At 49.6% G+C, this 20,204-nt stretch carries 18 protein-coding genes, 1 other RNA gene and 1 pseudogene; 10 read left to right on the top strand and 10 right to left on the bottom strand.

The genetic code is table 11. The features are described from left to right. The first annotated feature begins 213 nt into the window (after positions 1-213). From E0D98_RS28445 to lpp, 3 genes are all read left to right on the top strand, one after another. Positions 214-408: a hypothetical protein gene (locus E0D98_RS28445; RefSeq protein ID WP_244469583.1), complete on the top strand. Its 195-nt coding sequence runs from the start codon at positions 214-216 to the stop codon at positions 406-408. A gap of 7 nt (positions 409-415) precedes the next feature. After that, complete coding sequence (gene pykF / locus E0D98_RS12290; RefSeq protein ID WP_001295403.1) at positions 416-1,828, top strand: pyruvate kinase PykF; 1,413 nt, start codon at positions 416-418, stop codon at positions 1,826-1,828. A gap of 310 nt (positions 1,829-2,138) precedes the next feature. Beyond that, entirely contained in the window at positions 2,139-2,375 is a 237-nt protein-coding gene (gene lpp, locus E0D98_RS12295; RefSeq protein ID WP_000648420.1) for a murein lipoprotein Lpp, read from the top strand. Between the two features lie 63 nt (positions 2,376-2,438). On the opposite strand, the gene ldtE is transcribed toward lpp, so the two are convergent. The 10 genes from ldtE to E0D98_RS12345 all read right to left on the bottom strand — a co-directional run bounded on the left by ldtE (position 2,439) and on the right by E0D98_RS12345 (position 13,385). Beyond that, entirely contained in the window at positions 2,439-3,443 is a 1,005-nt protein-coding gene (ldtE, locus tag E0D98_RS12300; protein ID WP_000817104.1) for a L,D-transpeptidase LdtE, read from the bottom strand. A 148-nt stretch (positions 3,444-3,591) separates the two neighbouring features. After that, positions 3,592-4,008, bottom strand: coding sequence for a cysteine desulfuration protein SufE (gene sufE, locus E0D98_RS12305; RefSeq protein ID WP_001196530.1), 417 nt, complete (start codon positions 4,006-4,008; stop codon positions 3,592-3,594). Between the two features lie 12 nt (positions 4,009-4,020). Next, positions 4,021-5,241, bottom strand: a complete 1,221-nt coding sequence (sufS, locus tag E0D98_RS12310) for a cysteine desulfurase SufS (protein WP_000144575.1) — start codon at positions 5,239-5,241, stop codon at positions 4,021-4,023. After that, positions 5,238-6,509 carry a Fe-S cluster assembly protein SufD gene (gene sufD / locus E0D98_RS12315; protein WP_000908012.1) on the bottom strand — a complete coding sequence of 424 codons (1,272 nt, stop codon included), beginning with the start codon at positions 6,507-6,509 and terminating at the stop codon, positions 5,238-5,240. The genes sufS and sufD overlap by 4 nt, the downstream gene beginning before the upstream one ends. Next, a complete protein-coding gene (sufC, locus tag E0D98_RS12320; RefSeq protein ID WP_000948878.1) occupies positions 6,484-7,230 on the bottom strand; it encodes a Fe-S cluster assembly ATPase SufC in 747 nt (248 codons plus the stop codon). The genes sufD and sufC overlap by 26 nt, the downstream gene beginning before the upstream one ends. Positions 7,231-7,239: 9 nt before the next feature. Further along, positions 7,240-8,709, bottom strand: a complete 1,470-nt coding sequence (gene sufB, locus E0D98_RS12325) for a Fe-S cluster assembly protein SufB (protein WP_050877025.1) — start codon at positions 8,707-8,709, stop codon at positions 7,240-7,242. 8 nt (positions 8,710-8,717) lie between these two features. Then, positions 8,718-9,086 carry a Fe-S cluster assembly scaffold SufA gene (gene sufA, locus E0D98_RS12330; RefSeq protein ID WP_000367160.1) on the bottom strand — a complete coding sequence of 123 codons (369 nt, stop codon included), beginning with the start codon at positions 9,084-9,086 and terminating at the stop codon, positions 8,718-8,720. Positions 9,087-9,633: 547 nt separating this feature from the next. Continuing rightward, entirely contained in the window at positions 9,634-9,822 is a 189-nt protein-coding gene (locus tag E0D98_RS12335) for a YdiH family protein (RefSeq protein ID WP_001296104.1), read from the bottom strand. 99 nt (positions 9,823-9,921) lie between these two features. Continuing rightward, positions 9,922-10,332: a 1,4-dihydroxy-2-naphthoyl-CoA hydrolase gene (gene menI / locus E0D98_RS12340; RefSeq protein WP_000637982.1), complete on the bottom strand. Its 411-nt coding sequence runs from the start codon at positions 10,330-10,332 to the stop codon at positions 9,922-9,924. Then, complete coding sequence (locus E0D98_RS12345; RefSeq protein WP_131890668.1) at positions 10,329-13,385, bottom strand: FAD-binding and (Fe-S)-binding domain-containing protein; 3,057 nt, start codon at positions 13,383-13,385, stop codon at positions 10,329-10,331. Before E0D98_RS12345 ends, menI begins: the two co-directional genes overlap by 4 nt. 388 nt (positions 13,386-13,773) lie before the next feature. Here E0D98_RS12345 and ydiK point away from each other — a divergent pair, with 388 nt between their 5' ends. The 7 genes and pseudogenes from ydiK to aroD all read left to right on the top strand — a co-directional run bounded on the left by ydiK (position 13,774) and on the right by aroD (position 20,143). Further along, entirely contained in the window at positions 13,774-14,886 is a 1,113-nt protein-coding gene (gene ydiK / locus E0D98_RS12350) for an AI-2E family transporter YdiK (protein ID WP_000248636.1), read from the top strand. A 185-nt stretch (positions 14,887-15,071) separates the two neighbouring features. After that, positions 15,072-15,179: antisense sRNA RprA (rprA, locus tag E0D98_RS12355), an RNA gene on the top strand. Between the two features lie 135 nt (positions 15,180-15,314). Then, complete coding sequence (locus E0D98_RS12360) at positions 15,315-15,671, top strand: YdiL family protein (protein WP_001299124.1); 357 nt, start codon at positions 15,315-15,317, stop codon at positions 15,669-15,671. 99 nt (positions 15,672-15,770) lie between these two features. Further along, positions 15,771-16,985 (top strand): MFS transporter, encoded by a 1,215-nt coding sequence (locus E0D98_RS12365; protein WP_000795570.1) that lies wholly within the window; start codon positions 15,771-15,773, stop codon positions 16,983-16,985. A gap of 226 nt (positions 16,986-17,211) precedes the next feature. Continuing rightward, positions 17,212-18,476, top strand: a pseudogene (locus E0D98_RS12370) (MFS transporter). A gap of 11 nt (positions 18,477-18,487) precedes the next feature. Continuing rightward, the gene (gene ydiB, locus E0D98_RS12375; RefSeq protein WP_000383460.1) at positions 18,488-19,354 is read left to right on the top strand and encodes a quinate/shikimate dehydrogenase; all 867 of its coding nucleotides are present in this window, start codon (positions 18,488-18,490) and stop codon (positions 19,352-19,354) included. Positions 19,355-19,384: 30 nt separating this feature from the next. Continuing rightward, the gene (gene aroD / locus E0D98_RS12380) at positions 19,385-20,143 is read left to right on the top strand and encodes a type I 3-dehydroquinate dehydratase (RefSeq protein ID WP_000860182.1); all 759 of its coding nucleotides are present in this window, start codon (positions 19,385-19,387) and stop codon (positions 20,141-20,143) included. Positions 20,144-20,204 lie beyond the last annotated feature (61 nt).

Genomic DNA, 20,204 nt, shown 5'->3' on the forward strand with positions numbered 1-20,204 from the left:
AACTTTCACTTATCCTCACACTGACAACTTCGGCACCAGACGTTGCGCAAACAGTGAAGTTTTTGCGTAACCTTTTCCCTGGAACGTTAAATCTTTGATAACAATTTATTGTCTAACAAGTTGTATATTTTTTGAAACGCTGTTTTTGTTTTCCTTTTGGATTAATTTCAGCGTATAATGCGCGCCAATTGACTCTTGAATGGTTTCAGCACTTTGGACTGTAGAACTCAACGACTCAAAAACAGGCACTCACGTTGGGCTGAGACACAAGCACACATTCCTCTGCACGCTTTTTCGATGTCACCTATCCTTAGAGCGAGGCACCACCACTTTCGTAATACCGGATTCGCTTTCCGGCAGTGCGCCCAGAAAGCAAATTTCTCCCATCCTTCTCAACTTAAAGACTAAGACTGTCATGAAAAAGACCAAAATTGTTTGCACCATCGGACCGAAAACCGAATCTGAAGAGATGTTAGCTAAAATGCTGGACGCTGGCATGAACGTTATGCGTCTGAACTTCTCTCATGGTGACTATGCAGAACACGGTCAGCGCATTCAGAATCTGCGCAACGTGATGAGCAAAACTGGTAAAACCGCCGCTATCCTGCTTGATACCAAAGGTCCGGAAATCCGCACCATGAAACTGGAAGGCGGTAACGACGTTTCTCTGAAAGCTGGTCAGACCTTTACTTTCACCACTGATAAATCTGTTATCGGCAACAGCGAAATGGTTGCGGTAACGTATGAAGGTTTCACTACTGACCTGTCAGTTGGCAACACCGTACTGGTTGACGATGGTCTGATCGGTATGGAAGTTACCGCCATTGAAGGTAACAAAGTTATCTGTAAAGTGCTGAACAACGGTGACCTGGGCGAAAACAAAGGTGTGAACCTGCCTGGCGTTTCCATTGCTCTGCCAGCACTGGCTGAAAAAGACAAACAGGACCTGATCTTTGGTTGCGAACAAGGCGTAGACTTTGTTGCTGCTTCCTTTATTCGTAAGCGTTCTGACGTTATCGAAATCCGTGAGCACCTGAAAGCGCACGGCGGCGAAAACATCCACATCATCTCCAAAATCGAAAACCAGGAAGGCCTCAACAACTTCGACGAAATCCTCGAAGCCTCTGACGGCATCATGGTTGCGCGTGGCGACCTGGGTGTAGAAATCCCGGTAGAAGAAGTTATCTTCGCCCAGAAGATGATGATCGAAAAATGTATCCGTGCACGTAAAGTCGTTATCACTGCGACCCAGATGCTGGATTCCATGATCAAAAACCCACGCCCGACTCGCGCAGAAGCCGGTGACGTTGCAAACGCCATCCTCGACGGTACTGATGCAGTGATGCTGTCTGGTGAATCCGCAAAAGGTAAATACCCGCTGGAAGCGGTTTCTATCATGGCGACCATTTGCGAACGTACCGACCGCGTGATGAACAGCCGTCTCGAGTTCAACAATGACAACCGTAAACTGCGCATTACCGAAGCGGTATGCCGTGGTGCCGTTGAAACTGCTGAAAAACTGGATGCTCCGCTGATCGTGGTTGCTACTCAGGGCGGTAAATCTGCTCGCGCAGTACGTAAATACTTCCCGGATGCCACCATCCTGGCACTGACCACCAACGAAAAAACGGCTCATCAGTTGGTACTGAGCAAAGGCGTTGTGCCGCAGCTGGTTAAAGAGATCACTTCTACTGATGATTTCTACCGTCTGGGTAAAGAACTGGCTCTGCAGAGCGGTCTGGCACACAAAGGTGACGTTGTAGTTATGGTTTCTGGTGCACTGGTACCGAGCGGCACTACTAACACCGCATCTGTTCACGTCCTGTAATATTGCTTTTGTGAATTAATTTGTATATCGAAGCGCCCTGATGGGCGCTTTTTTTATTTAATCGATAACCAGAAGCAATAAAAAATCAAATCGGATTTCACTATATAATCTCACTTTATCTAAGATGAATCCGATGGAAGCATCCTGTTTTCTCTCAATTTTTTTATCTAAAACCCAGCGTTCGATGCTTCTTTGAGCGAACGATCAAAAATAAGTGCCTTCCCATCAAAAAAATATTCTCAACATAAAAAACTTTGTGTAATACTTGTAACGCTACATGGAGATTAACTCAATCTAGAGGGTATTAATAATGAAAGCTACTAAACTGGTACTGGGCGCGGTAATCCTGGGTTCTACTCTGCTGGCAGGTTGCTCCAGCAACGCTAAAATCGATCAGCTGTCTTCTGACGTTCAGACTCTGAACGCTAAAGTTGACCAGCTGAGCAACGACGTGAACGCAATGCGTTCCGACGTTCAGGCTGCTAAAGATGACGCAGCTCGTGCTAACCAGCGTCTGGACAACATGGCTACTAAATACCGCAAGTAATAGTACCTGTGAAGTGAAAAATGGCGCACATTGTGCGCCATTTTTTTTGTCTGCCGTTTACCGCTACTGCGTCGCGCGTAACATATTCCCTTGCTCTGGTTCACCATTCTGCGCTGACTCTACTGAAGGCGCATTGCTGGCTGCGGGAGTTGCTCCACTGCTCACCGAAACCGGATACCCTGCCCGACGATACAACGCTTTATCGACTAACTTCTGATCTACAGCCTTATTGTCTTTAAATTGCGTAAAGCCTGCTGGCAGTGTGTATGGCATTGTCTGAACGTTTTGCTGTTCTTCTGCTGATAGTGGTCGATGTACTTCAACATAACGCATCCCGTTAGGTTCCACGGAATATTTCACCGGTTCGTTGATCACTTTCACCGGCGTTCCCGTCCGCACGCTGGAGAACAAGGCTTTAATATCCGGTGCATTCATGCGAATACACCCTGAACTGACGCGCAAACCGACGCTGTCCGGCGCACTGGTACCATGAATGAGGTATTCGCCATTACCATGCGCGAGGCGCAGTGCGTAACGTCCTAGCGGGTTATTTGGTCCGGCAGGAACGACTGGCGGTAATTTAATGCCACGCTCCAGCGAACGTTGACGAATGCCTGCCGTAGGCGTCCAGGTTGGGTTAGGGATTTTCTGCCCAACACGCGTTTCCATCACCGGCGTTTCCAGCCCCTGCAATCCAATACCTATTGGATAAACCTGCACAATATTTTCTCCCGGCGGATAATAATAAAGGCGCAGCTCTGCAAGGTTAACGATAATCCCCTGACGCGGTGCATCAGGTAATAACAGTTGTGAAGGAATAGTTATCGTCGTACCAGGTTTTGGCACCGGGGCGATAGTGTTATTGGCTTCAAGGATCAACATTGCCGCAGTATCAAAACGTCGGGCAATAGCCTGAAGGTTTTTATCCCCTTCTTGCACCGTATACGTTTGATTTTGCCCAACCAGTCGGCTTCCGGTTGGTGGTAGCGGATAATCAACCGCCCAGGCAGCCTGGATGGCGCTAAAAGCGCCGATAAGCGTGAGTGTAAGCAAAGACGCGCGTTTCATTGTAAACCTCCTGTATTTGCCGGAGACTCACGCTGAAACGTCGGATGGCGCTTATGTTCACCTGAAACCAAAACACTCCTGTGCAGGTCAGTGTAAACATTGACCATCCGGCAATGTGAGCCAACCGGATGAAAGCTGTCCCTTTAGTTTAGCTAAGTGCAGCGGCTTTGGCGCGAATTGCGCGAATCATCGCTTCCAGACCTTGTGAACGAGATGGGGTGAGATGTTGGGTGAGCGCCATTTTTTCAAACCACGGACGCACATCGAAATTGACAATATCCTGCGGCGTCATCTGATCGTAGAGAATAAATACGACCGCAATAAGCCCTTTCACAATCGCCGCATCGCTGTCGCCCTGCAATTCAATAATTCCCTGCGCATTCTGGCGCATGACAATCCACACCTGACTCTGGCAGCCCTGAATGCTATTTTGTGGGCTTCGGTCTTCGTCGCGTAATTCTGGCAGACGCTGGCCCAGCTCAATAATGTAGAGATATTTCTCTTCCCAATTGGCGCAGCGTAAAAAATTACGCAGCAATTTTTCTTTATCCGGCAATAAAGCCATAGTGCCTCCCTGTTATCCCAGCAGACGGTGAATACGTTGCAGTCCGGTCACCAGACGATCCACTTCTTCATGGGTGTTATACATGGCCAGCGACGCCCGACACATAGCAGGGACGTTGTAATAGGCCATTAATGGCATAGCGCAGTGATGTCCGGTACGCACAGCAATGCCGTAGTTATCGAGAAAACTGCCAACATCATAGGCGTGGTGTTTACCAAGATTAAAAGCAATAACGCCAAGCCTGTTCTGCGGACCATAGAGAGTGAGATCCGGTACAGATTCCAGCTGTGATAGCGCGTAGTGCATCAGATTCTGTTCATACTCGGCTATGTTATTAAGCCCCAGCGCCGAAACATACTCCAGCGCCGCGCCAAGACCAATGATGCCCCCGGTATTGGGTGTACCGGCTTCAAACCGCCAAGGTGCTTTGGTCCAGGTTGTGCCTTCACTCAGGCTGACGGTGGCGATCATAGAACCGCCCCCTTCCCACGGCGGCATCTCCTGCAACAAGGCTTCTTTCACATAAAGAATGCCAATTCCGGTGGGGCCATACAGTTTATGCCCGGAGAACACGTAAAAGTCGCAATCCAGCGCCTGAACATCCACCGGATGATGCATCACCGCCTGAGCGCCATCCACCAGCACTTTTGCGCCATGCTGGTGCGCAAGCGTGATCATTTCCGCCAGTGGATTTTCTGTGCCAAGCACGTTGGAGACATGAGTAATTGCCAGCAGGCGAGTTTTCTCATCAAACAGCGTAGGCAGCGTCTCCAGTTGCAACGTACCGTCGGGATTGAGCGGGATCACACGCAGCTCTGCGCCAACGCGTGCGCAAAGCATCTGCCAGGGAACAATGTTAGCGTGGTGCTCCATCTGACTGATGATGATGTTATCGCCCGCCCGCACATTGCTGTTGCCCCAGCTATTGGCGACCAGATTGATCCCTTCCGTCGTGCCGCGGACGAACACCAGCTCTTCCGCCGAACGGGCATTAATAAACAGCGATGCCCGCTTGCGCACGTTCTCCATTTTCTCGGTCGCCTGAGCGCTTAAGGTATGAATACCGCGATGCACCGCCGCGTAGCCATGACGATAAAACTCGGCCTCGGCGTCAATCACCTGGCTCGGTTTCTGTGCACTGGCGGCGCTGTCGAGATAAGCCAGCGGCAAACCGTTTACCTCACGCGAAAGCACCGGAAAGTCGGCCCGCACTTTGTCGACGGAAAAAGTCATCTTGCACCTCCTGGCAGCCGTTGACCGATTCGGGCCAGCACCTGCTGTTTAAGCCCCTCATCACGCAGTGCTTCCGTCAGTTCGGCAGCAAAGGCGTAAATGATCATCTGCTGGGCATCCTGCTGATTGATCCCGCGCGAGCGCAGATAGAACATCTGTTCATCATCAATACGCCCCACCGTCGCGCCGTGGCTGCATTTCACATCATCTGCATAGATTTCCAGCTGCGGTTTTGTATCCACTTCCGCCAGTTTGCCCATCAGCAGATTATTGTTGGTCATCTGACCATCCGTTTTGATGGCGTGCTGCGCGACGTTGATCAAACCGTTAAATACCGCGCGGCCTTTGTCGCTGACGATAGTTTTGTGCAACTGTCGGCTGTTACAAAAACCTTTATTGTGTTCCAGCCAGGTACGGGTATCACACACCTCGTTTTTCACCGGCATCGCCAGGCTATTGATCCGCAGCGTGCTGTTTTCGCCATTGAGTTGCGTACTGGTGTTGTGTCGTAACACTGCGCCACCCAGCAGGAAACTATGGCTAAATGCGGTGGCATCGTCAGCCAGCAACAAATCGTTATGGGCAAAGTGGTGACTGACCGGGTTTTCAAACGCCAGCTTGATATGCTGCAAGTGGGCGTTCGCTGCGACATTGATAGTGAACCGTGCGCCGGTGAAGTGACGAGCATCATTAAGGCTGACAAAATGTTCGATCACCGTTGCTTCGGCACCTTCCGCCAGATCCAGATGATGTCGGTAATGGGCAGTGTTGACCTCTTCACCTGCCACGCCCTGGGTAATATGCATTAACAGCAATGGCTTTGCCGGCCGTTGACCGCGCTTCACGGCGATATGCGTCACGCTTTGTGCCAGGCTTTCCGTCAAATGCAGAAACACTTCCGCCTGAATAGCGTCGGGTACCCCCTGACGGTCGTCGTTAATGCTCACTTCATACCCGCTGCCTTCAGTCGCATCGCTCAGTGCTGACACGTAACGTCCATCGACAAATACCAGCCGCACAGCGTCTAACGTTAACGCTAAGGCATCACGCTGCTGTGGGGATATCTCCCCCGCAATGCTGACAAACTGGCTATTGGTCAGCCCTTCCAGCGGCGTATATTTCCAGTTTTCATGTTTACGTGTCGGCAGTCCGGTACGCAGCAATTGTTGTAAATGCTGCTGTGCTTGCGGGGAGCGTTTTGTCCCTTCAGCTTCAAACAAGTGATGCCACTGTTGCAGCGCGTTACTGCTGTTCGGTAAGCCAGCCATAACCCTGCTCCTCCAGTTGTTTGACCAACGTGAAATCGCCGGATTTCACAATTCGTCCCTGATATAGCACATGAACGTAATCAGGCTTGATGTAGTCGAGAATGCGTTGGTAGTGCGTAACAATGATGAATGAGCGCTTGCCATCACGCAGCGAGTTCACGCCATCGGCGACCACTTTTAATGCGTCAATATCCAGCCCGGAGTCCGACTCATCAAGAATGCATAACTCCGGTTCCAGCACCGCCATTTGCAAAATATCGTTGCGCTTTTTCTCGCCGCCGGAAAAACCAACGTTTACCGAACGGGTTAATAAATCTTCCGGCATCTTCAGGAGAGCGATTTTCTCTTCCATCAAATCCTGAAAATCAAAGCGGTCGAGCGTTTCCTGGCTGCGATAGCTGCGCACCGCATTAAGTGCCGTTTGCAGGAAAAACTGGTTACTGACGCCGGGAATCTCCACCGGATACTGGAAGGCCATAAAGATGCCTTCGCCTGCACGATCTTCCGGCGACAGCGCAAGCAAATCTTTGCCTTTGAACTCAACCGTGCCGCCCGTCACTTCATAATCTTCTCGCCCGGCAAGCGTTGCCGATAAGGTACTTTTGCCCGAACCGTTTGGCCCCATAATGGCGTGAACTTCGCCGGGACGAACGTCGAGGCTTAATCCACGCAGGATAGCTTTATCTTCCACGCTGACGTGTAAATCTTTAATACTTAACATGTTTATTCCTTATCCGACGCTGTGTTCAAGACTGATGGCGAGGAGTTTTTGTGCTTCAACGGCAAATTCCAGCGGCAGTTCTGAGAACACGTCTTTGCAGAAACCGTTAACAATCATCGAGATGGCGTCTTCTTCGCTGATCCCGCGTTGCAGGCAGTAAAACAGTTGATCTTCACCAATACGTGATGTCGTTGCCTCGTGCTCCAGTTGTGCGCTGTTATTGCGACATTCGACATACGGGAAGGTATGCGCCCCACAATTAGCGCCAATCAGCATTGAGTCGCACTGAGTGAAATTGCGCGCATTGGTTGCCGTCGGCATGATTTTCACTAAGCCGCGATAACTGTTCTGACTATGTCCGGCAGAGATCCCTTTCGAGATAATGGTCGATTTGGTGTTTTTACCGATGTGGATCATCTTGGTGCCGGTATCCGCTTGCTGATGACCGCTGGTCAGCGCCACTGAGTAAAACTCACCAATGGAGTTATCGCCGCGCAAAATGCAGCTGGGATATTTCCACGTAATCGCGGACCCGGTTTCTGATTGCGTCCATGACATTTTGCTGTTTTCGCCTTCGCACAAAGCACGCTTGGTGACGAAGTTGAGAATACCGCCGGTGTTGTTATCGCCAGGGAACCAGTTTTGTACCGTGGAATATTTCACCTCGGCGTTTTTATGGATGATGACTTCCACCACTGCCGCGTGTAACTGATAGCTGTCACGCACCGGAGCGGAACAGCCTTCAATGTAGCTGACGTAGCTGTCTTCGTCGGCCACCAGAATGGTGCGCTCAAACTGCCCGGTTTTTTCCGCGTTAATGCGAAAATAGGTGGAAAGTTCCATCGGGCAGCGCACGCCTTTAGGCACATAAATAAACGTACCGTCAGAGGCTACCGCCGCATTAAGCGCGGCAAAGAAGTTGTCATTCCCCGGCACCACGGTGCCGAGATATTTACGCACCAGTTCCGGGTGATCGTGGATCGCCTCACCAAAGGAACAGAAAATAATTCCCTGCTCCGCCAGTTTTTCGCGATAAGTAGTGGCAACCGAAACTGAGTCGAAAATGGCATCCACCGCCACCTCTTTGCCTTCCCGCACGGGAACGCCCAACTGCTCAAACGCCGCCTCCACCTCTTTACTTAAAAAGGCGTTCGCGCCAGGTTCAGACGCGCAAGTGTCGTCACAATTACCGCACGATGGTGCTGAGTAGTAGCTGTAATCCTGATAATTCAGCTTGTCGTAGTGCGCTTTCAACCAGTGCGGTTCTTCCATCTCCAGCCATGCGCGATAGGCGTTTAGACGAAACTTCAGCATCCACTCCGGCTCATTACGCTTCGCCGAAATTGCGCGCACCACCTCTTCGTTTATCCCCTTTGCCAGCTCATCGGTGGCTAACTGGGTGAAGAATCCTTCTTTATAATTCAGCGGGCCGCCGGTCCAGGTTTTGACATCGTCAGTTGCTTCAGTATTACGAGACATAGTACCGCCTATACCCCAAAGCTTTCGCCACAGCCACATTCATTCTGGGCTTTAGGGTTGTGAAATTTGAATATCTGATTAAGTCCTTCACGAACGAAATCGACTTCCGTGCCATCAATAAACGGCATCGCTTGCAGCGGGACAAACAGCTTCGCGCCGTCGTGTTCAAACAGCAGATCGTCTTTGTCCGGCTCGCTAACACTGTCGAGCACATAGCCAAAGCCCGCGCAGCCCGTTTGCTTCACGCCTAAGCGCACGCCGACCATACCCGGCTGCTTTGCCACCAGCTCACGGATGTGTATCGCCGCTGCGGGTGTCAGCGTTAAGCCTTGCCAGGCGAAATCTTGTGGGTTAAAGGTTCCTGAATGCATGTCCATCGATTTACCTCACTTCATCGCTTTCAGCGTATAACAGCATGTTAGTGATAATGATTATCAGTACAACCCAGCAAACGCAGGGGCTTTACCGTAAAACATGCTTTTTGCCTGCTTTTAATAAGCATAGACCCTGATGTGTGGGTTAACAGGCACGCTAAGAATTAGGTATCTCATTGTTAGATAATGGTTATTATCTAAGGAGCATTAAGGCTGTGATGAAAAAGAAAAAGTTGTATTGAAAATGACTATTTAAGAGATAGGTAAAAAAGTGCAGCGTTCAGAAATAAGAAAACCCTTAAGTCTGTGCAACACAGGCTTAAGGGTTTCTACCCCATCCGGCGCTTATCTCCGGCACTCTCAGTGGCTTAGCTCTTGAAGGGGCGATAAGAATAATCTCATAAAGCTAACCCGCCGTTTTAACACAAACTGCGATTAGTATTATTTTTGAACAATATCAGGCGGTAGATAAGCAGTATTAAGAAGGTCATCGAACCTGGACGGAGGTTAATCCAGGTCGATTTGGCGAACTTGCGGCATTAAGTCAGGATCAATGCACGCCCAGACGCCAGGCAAAGTAGATTTCTTCTTTTAATTCAGCAGAAGAGAGAGTAAGCAGGTCAGCAAATTCAAGTTCTAGTTGTTTCAGACGTTTGAGATATTGGGCAGGTGAAAGATTGCTCTGGTCACGGCGTAAAAATTCAATGGCCAGCTGGGTGGGATCAAGTTGAGTAGACATAGCATCCTCGCTTTTAGACAAGACCTGCACAGTATACCACCGTTTACTGTGCAGATAATGACCAAAGGCAATATGCGTCACACTTTTCTGGTGACAACGTCACAAAATGGCGGTCGTCAATCGTGACGAACAGCACAAACGCCCTTTCTCATCGAAGATTTCAATCTGCCAGACCTGGTGACGCGAACCGAGATGCAACGGTTTGCATACCCCGCGCACCCGCCCTTCTCGTGCCGAGCGGACGTGGTTAGCATTGATTTCCAGACCAACCACTTTTTGCTCACCTTCGGTACATAAATAACCGGCAACGGAACCGATACTTTCGGCCAGTACCACGGATGCTCCTCCATGCAGCAACCCGAAAGGCTGCTTTGTCCGCGAGTCTACTGGCATTGTCGCTTCAAGGGTGTCATCACCAATATGTTCAAAGCGAATATCCAGGAACCCCACCATGTTTCCTTCACCCATAGCATTCAGTGCTTCCAGGGTGATTTTCCGTTTCCATATCATTTAATAATCTCCAGTAAAGCCTGCACAGGATGGCGTACCCCCGTGCCTTCAACCCGTTTTACCTGGCTACGGCAGGAATATCCGGTCGCCAGACAGCGGTTACGCGGCAGTCGCTGCATAGCCTGATGCCAGGATAACTCATAGATCCCGAGCGAATTTTTATGGTTTTTCGCTTCATGTCCGTAAGTCCCTGCCATGCCGCAGCAACCCACGCTGACATTTTCCAGTTTCGCGCCAAAACGGGCAAATATCGCGGCCCATTGTGCTGGCGCACCCGGCAAGGCGGTAACTTCGGTACAGTGACCAAAGAAATACCATGATTCACCGCTGACTGTAGCCACTGGCTGTGACTCAAGTGCGCTTGCCAGCCATTCATTCGCCAGTAAGACGTTAAACTCGCCACGTTCCTCGCCCAGCGCCAGTTTATATTCATCGCGATAACAAAGTACCAGCGCCGGATCGACGCCCACCATTGGCATACCCAGCTTCGCCATACGGTTGAGGAAATCCGCCGTCTTTATCGCCGTCTTCGCAAAACGATTAAGAAAACCTTTAATATGCTGGGCTTTGCCATTTGGCGAAAATGGCAGTAACACAGGCTGGAAACCTAATTTTTCGACCAGACGGACAAAATCCGCCACCACTTGCGCATCGTAATAGCTGGTAAAGGGGTCCTGCACCACCAACACTGTGCGCGCTTTCTGCTCTGCATTGAGAGATTCAAGCTGTTCCAGCGTCATGTTTGCCGAGCGATGCCCCACCATTTGTTGTTGTAGCGAGGGGACCGACAGCAGCGGCAAATCAACCATGCCGATATGTTTTTCCGAGAGTTTGCGCACCAGCGGCTGGTTAATGAAGAAGTTAAAGGTTTTCGGCGCGCGTGCCATCAGCGGCGCGTAGCTCTCGACCGTAGCGACGAGGTGGTCGCGCAGCGGGCGTAAATAACGGGTGTGATAGAGCTGCAGAAAACGAGAGCGAAACTCCGGCACATCAATTTTGATGGGGCACTGGGTCGAACACGCTTTACAGGCCAGACAGCCCGACATCGCCTCTTTGACTTCGTGTGAGAAGTCATATTCGCCTTTATTCGCATGCCAGCTATTGCGCGTGCGGGCAATTAACGTCCGCAAACTGACGCCGGATTCAGGCAGTTCTTGTTCCAGTTTGAGTGGATCAACGCCGCGATCCGCCAACAAACGCAGCCATTCACGCACCAGCGTTGCGCGCCCTTTCGGTGAATGAATCCGGTTCTGGGTGATCTTCATCGACGGACACATCGGACTACTGGCATCAAAGTTGAAGCATAAACCGTTGCCGTTACACTCCATCGCACCGCGCCACTGCTGGCGTACCGCAATGGGGATCTGCCGATCGAATGTACCGCGCTTCACCGCGTCCACTTTCATCATCGGCGCATCGAGACCTTCTGGCGGGCAAATCTTCCCTGGGTTGAGTCGGTTATGCGGGTCAAATGCCGCTTTCACTTTGCGCAGTTCTGCAAAAAGTTCCTCACCGAAAAACGCCGGGCTGTATTCAGCGCGAAAACCTTTGCCGTGCTCGCCCCACAACAAACCACCGTATTTCGCAGTCAGCGCCACTACGTCATCAGAGATTTGCTTCATCAAAATCTCTTGTTGAGGATCGCACATATCCAGCGCTGGACGGACGTGCAAGACACCTGCGTCGACGTGACCGAACATACCGTAGCTTAAGCCGTGGCTGTCGAGCAGCGCGCGAAATTCAGCAATATAATCGGCCAGATGTTCCGGCGGTACGCAGGTATCCTCAGCAAACGGAATTGGCTTAGCGGCACCTTTGGCATTGCCAAGCAGACCAACGGCTTTTTTACGCATCGCATAGATACGTTCAACACCCGCCAGCTCGCGGCACACCTGCCAGCCAATCACACCTGCCTGTTGGCTGGCAATCAGCTCATCAAGCCGCACACAGAGAGCATTAACTCGCTCGTCAATCAGCGCCTCATCATCACCAGCAAACTCCACAATGTTCAGCCCGAGCATCTCTTTGTCAGGCACATCGGTAATCAACTCGCTGACGGAATGCCAGACAATATCTTCCCGCGCCAGATTCAGCACTTTTGAGTCCACCGTCTCTACCGAAAGCGCCCGCGCCTCAACCATAAACGGCGCGTTACGCAGCGCGGAGTCAAAAGAGTCATATTTGACGTTCACCAGACGGCGCACTTTAGGCAAGGGCGTAATATCCAGCCGCGCTTCGGTAATAAAGGCCAGCGTCCCTTCTGAACCCGTCAGAATGCGCGTCAGGTCGAACTCGGTCATCTCATCGTTAAAGACATGACGCAGATCGTAACCGGTAAGAAAGCGGTTAAGTTTGGGGAAGTTGTCGATAATTAACTGGCGTTGCTGACGGCAACGTTGATAAACCGTGTTATAAATTCGCCCGATTGTGGTATTGGATTTACCCAGCGTTTCCGCCAATTCGACGGGTAAAGGTTGCGTATCGAGAATATCGCCCCCCAACAACACCGCGCGTACGCCAAGTACGTGATCTGACGTTTTGCCATAGACCAGCGATCCCTGACCGGATGCATCGGTATTGATCATCCCACCGAGCGTTGCCCGGTTGCTGGTCGAAAGTTCCGGCGCAAAAAAGTAGCCGAACGGTTTCAGGTACTGATTGAGTTGATCTTTTATCACCCCGGCCTCAACGCGCACCCAGCCCTCTTCAGGGTTAATTTCGATGATGCGGTTCATATGGCGGGACATATCAACAATAATCCCCTGGTTGAGCGCCTGACCGTTAGTGCCGGTGCCGCCGCCGCGGGGGGTAAAGATCAGCGATGAATAGCGTTCCTGCGCGGCAAGACGGGCGATCAGCGCCACATCTGCGGTTGAACGCGGAAATACCACCGCATCGGGGAGAAGTTGGTAAATACTGTTGTCGGTCGACATTGTCAGACGATCGGCATAACTTGTCGCCGTATCGCCGGTAAAACCTTGTTGCTCCAGCTCTTGCAAAAAATTAAGCACCAGTTGAACGACGCCGGGTGCCTGGGAAATCTGTGGAATCATTATATTGACCCTTTCCTGCGGTCTGTGATGTAGGTCGATACACTATTCTTTCAGGCGGCTGCAATAGCGCACTGAAAGGTGATGTTTATTTACTCTATGGATTTCGAGTTGCAGGAAGGCGGCAAGCGAGTGAACTCCAGGAGCTTACAATAGTAAGTGACTGGGGTGAACGAACGTAGCCGCAGCACATGCAACTTGAAATACGACGAGTAAATCGTTTGCGTGTTGCCTGAGTTGTTGTACCACATTTTTTTCTAACACGCCCATCAGAATTAAGGGCAGAATCGGCCTGTTAAAAACCGCTGAAATTGCTCATCATTATGCAGGTGAGTTTCGCGTGTTCACGTCGCGTCGACGATTTGACGCACAAAAAAGGTGAAAAGTAGTTATGGTAAATGTTCGTCAGCCCAGGGATGTCGCACAAATTCTGCTTTCGGTGCTGTTTTTAGCCATCATGATTGTGGCATGTCTGTGGATTGTTCAACCCTTTATTCTCGGCTTTGCATGGGCCGGTACGGTGGTTATCGCCACCTGGCCGGTATTGTTACGTTTGCAAAAGATCATGTTTGGCCGCCGCTCTCTCGCCGTTCTGGTGATGACGCTGTTATTAGTGATGGTGTTTATCATCCCTATTGCTTTGCTGGTTAACAGTATCGTCGACGGCAGCGGCCCGCTAATTAAAGCCATTTCCAGCGGCGACATGACGTTACCCGATCTGGCGTGGCTTAATACCATTCCGGTGATTGGCGCGAAGCTGTATGCAGGCTGGCACAACTTGCTGGATATGGGGGGGACGGCGATCATGGCGAAAGTCCGCCCTTATATTGGCACCACCACCACCTGGTTCGTTGGGCAGGCGGCGCATATCGGGCGCTTTATGGTGCATTGTGCGCTGATGCTTCTCTTCAGTGCCCTGCTGTACTGGCGCGGTGAACAGGTGGCACAAGGCATTCGCCATTTTGCAACCCGTCTGGCAGGCGTTCGCGGAGATGCCGCCGTACTGCTGGCGGCACAGGCTATCCGCGCGGTGGCGCTGGGTGTGGTGGTGACGGCGTTAGTACAGGCAGTGCTTGGCGGTATCGGCCTCGCCGTATCCGGCGTACCTTATGCAACGTTGCTAACGGTGTTAATGATCCTCTCCTGCCTTGTCCAGCTTGGCCCGTTGCCGGTACTGATTCCGGCGATTATCTGGCTCTACTGGACTGGCGATACCACCTGGGGAACGGTATTGTTAGTGTGGAGCGGTGTGGTTGGCACGCTGGATAACGTCATCCGCCCAATGTTAATTCGCATGGGTGCCGATTTACCGCTGATCCTGATCCTCTCTGGTGTTATTGGTGGTTTGATTGCTTTCGGGATGATCGGTCTGTTTATTGGTCCGGTTCTGTTAGCCGTTTCCTGGCGTCTGTTTGCCGCGTGGGTGGAAGAAGTCCCGCCGCCGACGGACCAACCGGAAGAAATTCTCGAAGAACTTGGCGAAATCGAGAAACCGAATAAGTAATTTCTCATCAGGCGGCTCTGCCGCCTGATTGTTAACCCCCGCTAATTGATATTTGCTTGCTCTTCCCCATATTTTCCTGCTTACCGCCATTCAGCTGGTAGTACCTGTCGCAAATTCTTTACAGTTTTTAAACTAATGAGACGAATCTGATCGACGCAAAAAGTCCGTATGCCTACTATTAGCTTACGGTTATAAATCAACATATTGATTTATAAGCATGGAAATCCCCTGAGTGAAACAACGAATTGCTGTGTGTAGTCTTTGCCCATCTCCCACGATGGGCTTTTTTTTAACATTTTTCCGCTTCGCTACCTCGCCCCTCACTCTTTCCAATAATGTTGCACAAGATACTGTGACTCTCTTCAAGCCGTCAGCAGGCTGATAATGTTATTTATATTTTATTGTTTATTTCATGCAGCCATTACACGATGAACGCTTATGAACTCCAGGCACTTCGCCATATTTTTGCCATGACTATTGATGAATGCGCGACCTGGATTGCCCAGACCGGTGACAGTGAAAGCTGGCGTCAGTGGGAAAATGGCAAATGCGCCATTCCTGATCGTGTAGTCGAGCAACTGTTGGCTATGCGTCAGCAACGAAAAAAACATCTTCATGCCATCATAGAGAAAATAAATAACCGCATCGGCAACAACACCATGCGTTTTTTCCCCGACTTAACCGCGTTTCAACAAGTCTACCCTGATGGCAATTTTATTGACTGGAAGATCTATCAATCGGTAGCCGCTGAATTATATGCACACGATCTGGAGCGGCTTTGTTAATTTCTCCACAAAAAGGAATTGTCGTTGTTACAACAATAATGAACGGATACTGACACAACATCGCTACACTTTTTAAAGCACCTTTGCTAAGTAGAACCTATGAAAAATCCCTATTACCCTACCGCACTTGGGTTGTATTTTAATTACCTGGTGCATGGTATGGGCGTCATTTTGATGAGCCTGAATATGGCCTCGCTGGAGACACTTTGGCAGACTAATGCCGCGGGTGTCTCGATAGTTATCTCATCGCTGGGCATTGGTCGATTAAGTGTCTTGCTTTTTGCAGGATTATTATCCGATCGCTTTGGTCGCCGCCCTTTTATCATGCTCGGGATGTGCTGCTATATGGCCTTCTTTTTTGGCATCCTGCACACCAATAACATCATTATCGCTTATGTTTTTGGCTTTCTGGCAGGAATGGCAAACAGTTTTCTCGATGCAGGCACTTATCCCAGTTTGATGGAAGCTTTTCCACGCTCACCTGGGACAGCCAATATTTTAATTAAAGCATTTGTTTCCAGCGGACAATTTTTATTACCGCTAATCATTAGCCTGTTAGTGTGGGCTGAACTGTGGTTCGGTTGGTCCTTTATGATTGCTGCAGGCATTATGTTTATTAACGCTCTGTTTTTATACCGTTGTACGTTCCCACCCCATCCGGGTCATCGCTTACCTGTCATAAAGAAAACCACCAGCTCTACGGAACATCGCTGTTCAATTATCGATTTAGCCAGTTATACCTTATATGGCTATATCTCAATGGCAACGTTTTATCTGGTTAGCCAGTGGCTGGCACAGTACGGACAATTTGTTGCAGGCATGTCATACACTATGTCGATTAAACTACTCAGTATCTACACCGTGGGTTCGCTGCTTTGTGTATTTATTACCGCTCCACTCATTCGTAATACCGTTCGCCCAACAACATTACTGATGCTGTACACCTTTATCTCATTTATTGCTCTGTTTACCGTCTGCCTGCATCCCACATTTTATGTGGTGATAATATTTGCTTTTGTCATTGGTTTTACCTCTGCTGGAGGTGTTGTGCAAATTGGCCTGACGTTAATGGCTGAACGTTTCCCTTACGCTAAAGGTAAAGCTACAGGGATCTATTACAGTGCGGGCAGTATTGCGACCTTTACTATTCCGTTGATTACGGCTCATCTGTCCCAAAGAAGTATTGCCGATATTATGTGGTTCGATACCGCCATCGCTGCCATCGGTTTTTTACTGGCACTGTTTATCGGCTTACGCAGCCGCAAAAAAACGCGGCATCACTCGCTAAAGGAAAATGTCGCTCCGGGTGGGTAATGCAATATTCTTTTCAGGTCATGCAAGATCTTACGGATAAATAACTCTTTCTGCGCTAACTAAGGAAAATCGCGATCAAAAACAAACTATGACATGCAATATTCCTGGAAACATAAACTTTATGCCATGTACCCAGGGAAAATCATCTTCAGTATAGTAATTATGTAAACCGTCGAAGAACAATACGTACGGTAACGAAATTATCTTTCAGCAAGGAGCTGTGAAAATGTCTCAAAATAAGGCTTTCAGCACGCCATTTATCCTGGCTGTTCTTTGTATTTACTTCAGCTACTTCCTGCACGGCATTAGTGTTATTACGCTTGCCCAAAACATGTCATCTCTGGCGGAAAAGTTTTCCACTGACAACGCGGGCATTGCCTACTTAATTTCCGGTATTGGTTTGGGGCGATTGATCAGTATTTTATTCTTCGGTGTGATCTCCGATAAGTTTGGTCGTCGGCGGTGATATTAATGGCAGTAATAATGTATCTGCTATTCTTCTTTGGTATTCCCGCTTGCCCGAATTTAACTCTCGCCTACGGTCTGGCAGTGTGCGTAGGTATCGCTAACTCAGCGCTGGATACGGGTGGCTACCCCGCGCTCATGGAATGCTTTCCGAAAGCCTCTGGTTCGGCGGTCATACTGGTTAAAGCGATGGTGTCATTTGGGCAAATGTTCTACCCAATGCTGGTGAGCTATATGTTGCTCAATAATATCTGGTACGGCTATGGGCTGATTATTCCGGGTATTCTGTTTGTACTGATCACGCTGATGCTGTTGAAAAGCAAATTCCCCAGCCAGTTGGTGGACGCCAGCGTAGCTAATGAATTACCGCAAATGAACAGCAAACCGTTAGTCTGGCTGGAAGGTGTTTCATCGGTACTGTTCGGTGTAGCCGCATTCTCGACCTTTTATGTGATTGTGGTGTGGATGCCCAAATATGCGATGGCTTTTGCTGGTATGTCAGAAGCTGAGGCATTAAAAACCATCTCTTATTACAGTATGGGCTCGTTGGTCTGTGTCTTTATTTTTGCCGCACTACTGAAAAAAATGGTCCGGCCCATCTGGGCTAATGTATTTAACTCTGCACTGGCAACAATAACAGCAGCCATTATCTACCTGTACCCTTCTCCACTGGTGTGTAATGCCGGCGCCTTTGTTATCGGTTTCTCAGCAGCTGGCGGCATTTTACAGCTCGGTGTTTCGGTCATGTCAGAGTTTTTCCCAAAAAGCAAAGCCAAAGTCACCAGTATTTATATGATGATGGGTGGACTGGCTAACTTTGTTATTCCGCTGATTACCGGTTATCTGTCGAACATCGGCCTTCAATATATCATTGTTCTCGATTTTACTTTCGCGCTGCTGGCCCTGATTACCGCAATTATTGTTTTTATCCGCTATTACCGCGTTTTTATTATTCCTGAGAATGATGTGCGGTTTGGCGAGCGTAAATTTAGCACCCGGTTAAACACAATTAAGCATAGAGGTTAAAGGAGTTAATTATGGATGTTACCGCAAAATACGAATTGATTGGGCTGATGGCCTATCCTATCCGCCACAGTTTATCGCCTGAAATGCAGAATAAAGCCTTAGAAAAAGCGGGATTGCCATTTACCTATATGGCCTTTGAAGTGGATAACGATAGTTTTCCCGGAGCAATTGAAGGATTAAAAGCCCTCAAAATGCGCGGAACTGGTATATCAATGCCGAACAAACAACTGGCGTGTGAATATGTTGATGAATTAACGCCAGCAGCCAAACTGGTGGGTGCCATCAACACCATCGTTAATGATGATGGCTACCTGCGCGGCTATAACACCGACGGCACGGGCCATATTCGCGCCATTAAAGAGAGCGGTTTTGATATCAAAGGCAAAACAATGGTGCTGTTAGGGGCCGGAGGTGCCTCAACGGCGATTGGCGCGCAGGGGGCAATTGAAGGTTTAAAAGAAATTAAACTCTTTAACCGTCGGGATGAGTTCTTCGATAAAGCCCTCGCCTTCGCGCAGCGGGTTAACGAAAACACCGATTGTGTCGTCACGGTTACCGATCTCGCCGATCAGCAAGCCTTTGCTGAAGCCCTGGCTTCCGCCGACATTTTAACCAATGGCACAAAAGTGGGTATGAAACCCCTTGAGAATGAATCATTAGTTAATGATATCAGTCTGTTACATCCGGGACTGCTGGTCACTGAATGCGTGTATAACCCGCATATGACGAAGTTATTGCAGCAGGCGCAACAAGCTGGTTGCAAAACGATTGATGGATACGGCATGTTGTTGTGGCAAGGGGCTGAACAGTTCACGTTATGGACTGGCAAAGATTTCCCTCTGGAATATGTTAAACAGGTCATGGGGTTCGGTGCCTGACAGGCTGACCGCGTGCAGAAAGGGTAAAAAATGAAAACCGTAACTGTAAAAGATCTCGTCATTGGTACGGGCGCACCTAAAATCATCGTCTCGCTGATGGCGAAAGATATCGCCCGCGTGAAATCCGAAGCTCTCGCCTATCGTGAAGCGGACTTTGATATTCTGGAATGGCGTGTGGACCACTTTGCCGACCTCTCCAATGTGGAGTCTGTCATGGCGGCGGCAAAAATTCTCCGTGAAACCATGCCAGAAAAACCGCTGCTGTTTACCTTCCGCAGTGCCAAAGAAGGCGGCGAGCAGGCGATTTCCACCGAGGCTTATATTGCTCTCAATCGTGCAGCCATCGACAGCGGCCTGGTTGATATGATCGATCTGGAGTTATTTACCGGCGATGATCAGGTTAAAGAAACCGTCGCCTACGCCCACGCGCATGATGTGAAAGTTGTCATGTCCAACCATGACTTCCATAAAACGCCGGAAGCCGAAGAAATCATTGCCCGTCTGCGCAAAATGCAGTCCTTCGACGCCGATATTCCTAAGATTGCGCTGATGCCGCAAAGTACCAGCGATGTGCTGACGTTGCTTACCGCGACCCTGGAGATGCAGGAGCAGTATGCCGATCGTCCAATCATCACGATGTCGATGGCAAAAACTGGCGTAATTTCTCGTCTGGCTGGTGAAGTATTTGGCTCGGCGGCAACTTTTGGTGCGGTAAAAAAAGCCTCTGCACCAGGGCAAATCTCGGTAAATGATTTACGCACGGTATTAACTATTTTACACCAGGCATAAGCAATAATATTTCGGCGGGAACACCCTCCCCGCCGAACTTAAAAAATATATTTAACCGTAT

This window comes from Escherichia sp. KCJ4928 (assembly GCF_004352695.1).
Lineage (GTDB): Bacteria > Pseudomonadota > Gammaproteobacteria > Enterobacterales > Enterobacteriaceae > ECMA0423.

Coding starts and splice junctions, on each gene's coding strand:
- pykF (WP_001295403.1), top strand. CDS start 416: ATGAAAAAGACCAAAATTGTTTGCACCATCGGACCGAAAACCGAATCT.
- lpp (WP_000648420.1), top strand. CDS start 2,139: ATGAAAGCTACTAAACTGGTACTGGGCGCGGTAATCCTGGGTTCTACT.
- ldtE (WP_000817104.1), bottom strand. CDS start 3,443: ATGAAACGCGCGTCTTTGCTTACACTCACGCTTATCGGCGCTTTTAGC.
- sufE (WP_001196530.1), bottom strand. CDS start 4,008: ATGGCTTTATTGCCGGATAAAGAAAAATTGCTGCGTAATTTTTTACGC.
- sufS (WP_000144575.1), bottom strand. CDS start 5,241: ATGACTTTTTCCGTCGACAAAGTGCGGGCCGACTTTCCGGTGCTTTCG.
- sufD (WP_000908012.1), bottom strand. CDS start 6,509: ATGGCTGGCTTACCGAACAGCAGTAACGCGCTGCAACAGTGGCATCAC.
- sufC (WP_000948878.1), bottom strand. CDS start 7,230: ATGTTAAGTATTAAAGATTTACACGTCAGCGTGGAAGATAAAGCTATC.
- sufB (WP_050877025.1), bottom strand. CDS start 8,709: ATGTCTCGTAATACTGAAGCAACTGACGATGTCAAAACCTGGACCGGC.
- sufA (WP_000367160.1), bottom strand. CDS start 9,086: ATGGACATGCATTCAGGAACCTTTAACCCACAAGATTTCGCCTGGCAA.
- E0D98_RS12335 (WP_001296104.1), bottom strand. CDS start 9,822: ATGTCTACTCAACTTGATCCCACCCAGCTGGCCATTGAATTTTTACGC.
- menI (WP_000637982.1), bottom strand. CDS start 10,332: ATGATATGGAAACGGAAAATCACCCTGGAAGCACTGAATGCTATGGGT.
- E0D98_RS12345 (WP_131890668.1), bottom strand. CDS start 13,385: ATGATTCCACAGATTTCCCAGGCACCCGGCGTCGTTCAACTGGTGCTT.
- ydiK (WP_000248636.1), top strand. CDS start 13,774: ATGGTAAATGTTCGTCAGCCCAGGGATGTCGCACAAATTCTGCTTTCG.
- E0D98_RS12360 (WP_001299124.1), top strand. CDS start 15,315: ATGAACGCTTATGAACTCCAGGCACTTCGCCATATTTTTGCCATGACT.
- E0D98_RS12365 (WP_000795570.1), top strand. CDS start 15,771: ATGAAAAATCCCTATTACCCTACCGCACTTGGGTTGTATTTTAATTAC.
- ydiB (WP_000383460.1), top strand. CDS start 18,488: ATGGATGTTACCGCAAAATACGAATTGATTGGGCTGATGGCCTATCCT.
- aroD (WP_000860182.1), top strand. CDS start 19,385: ATGAAAACCGTAACTGTAAAAGATCTCGTCATTGGTACGGGCGCACCT.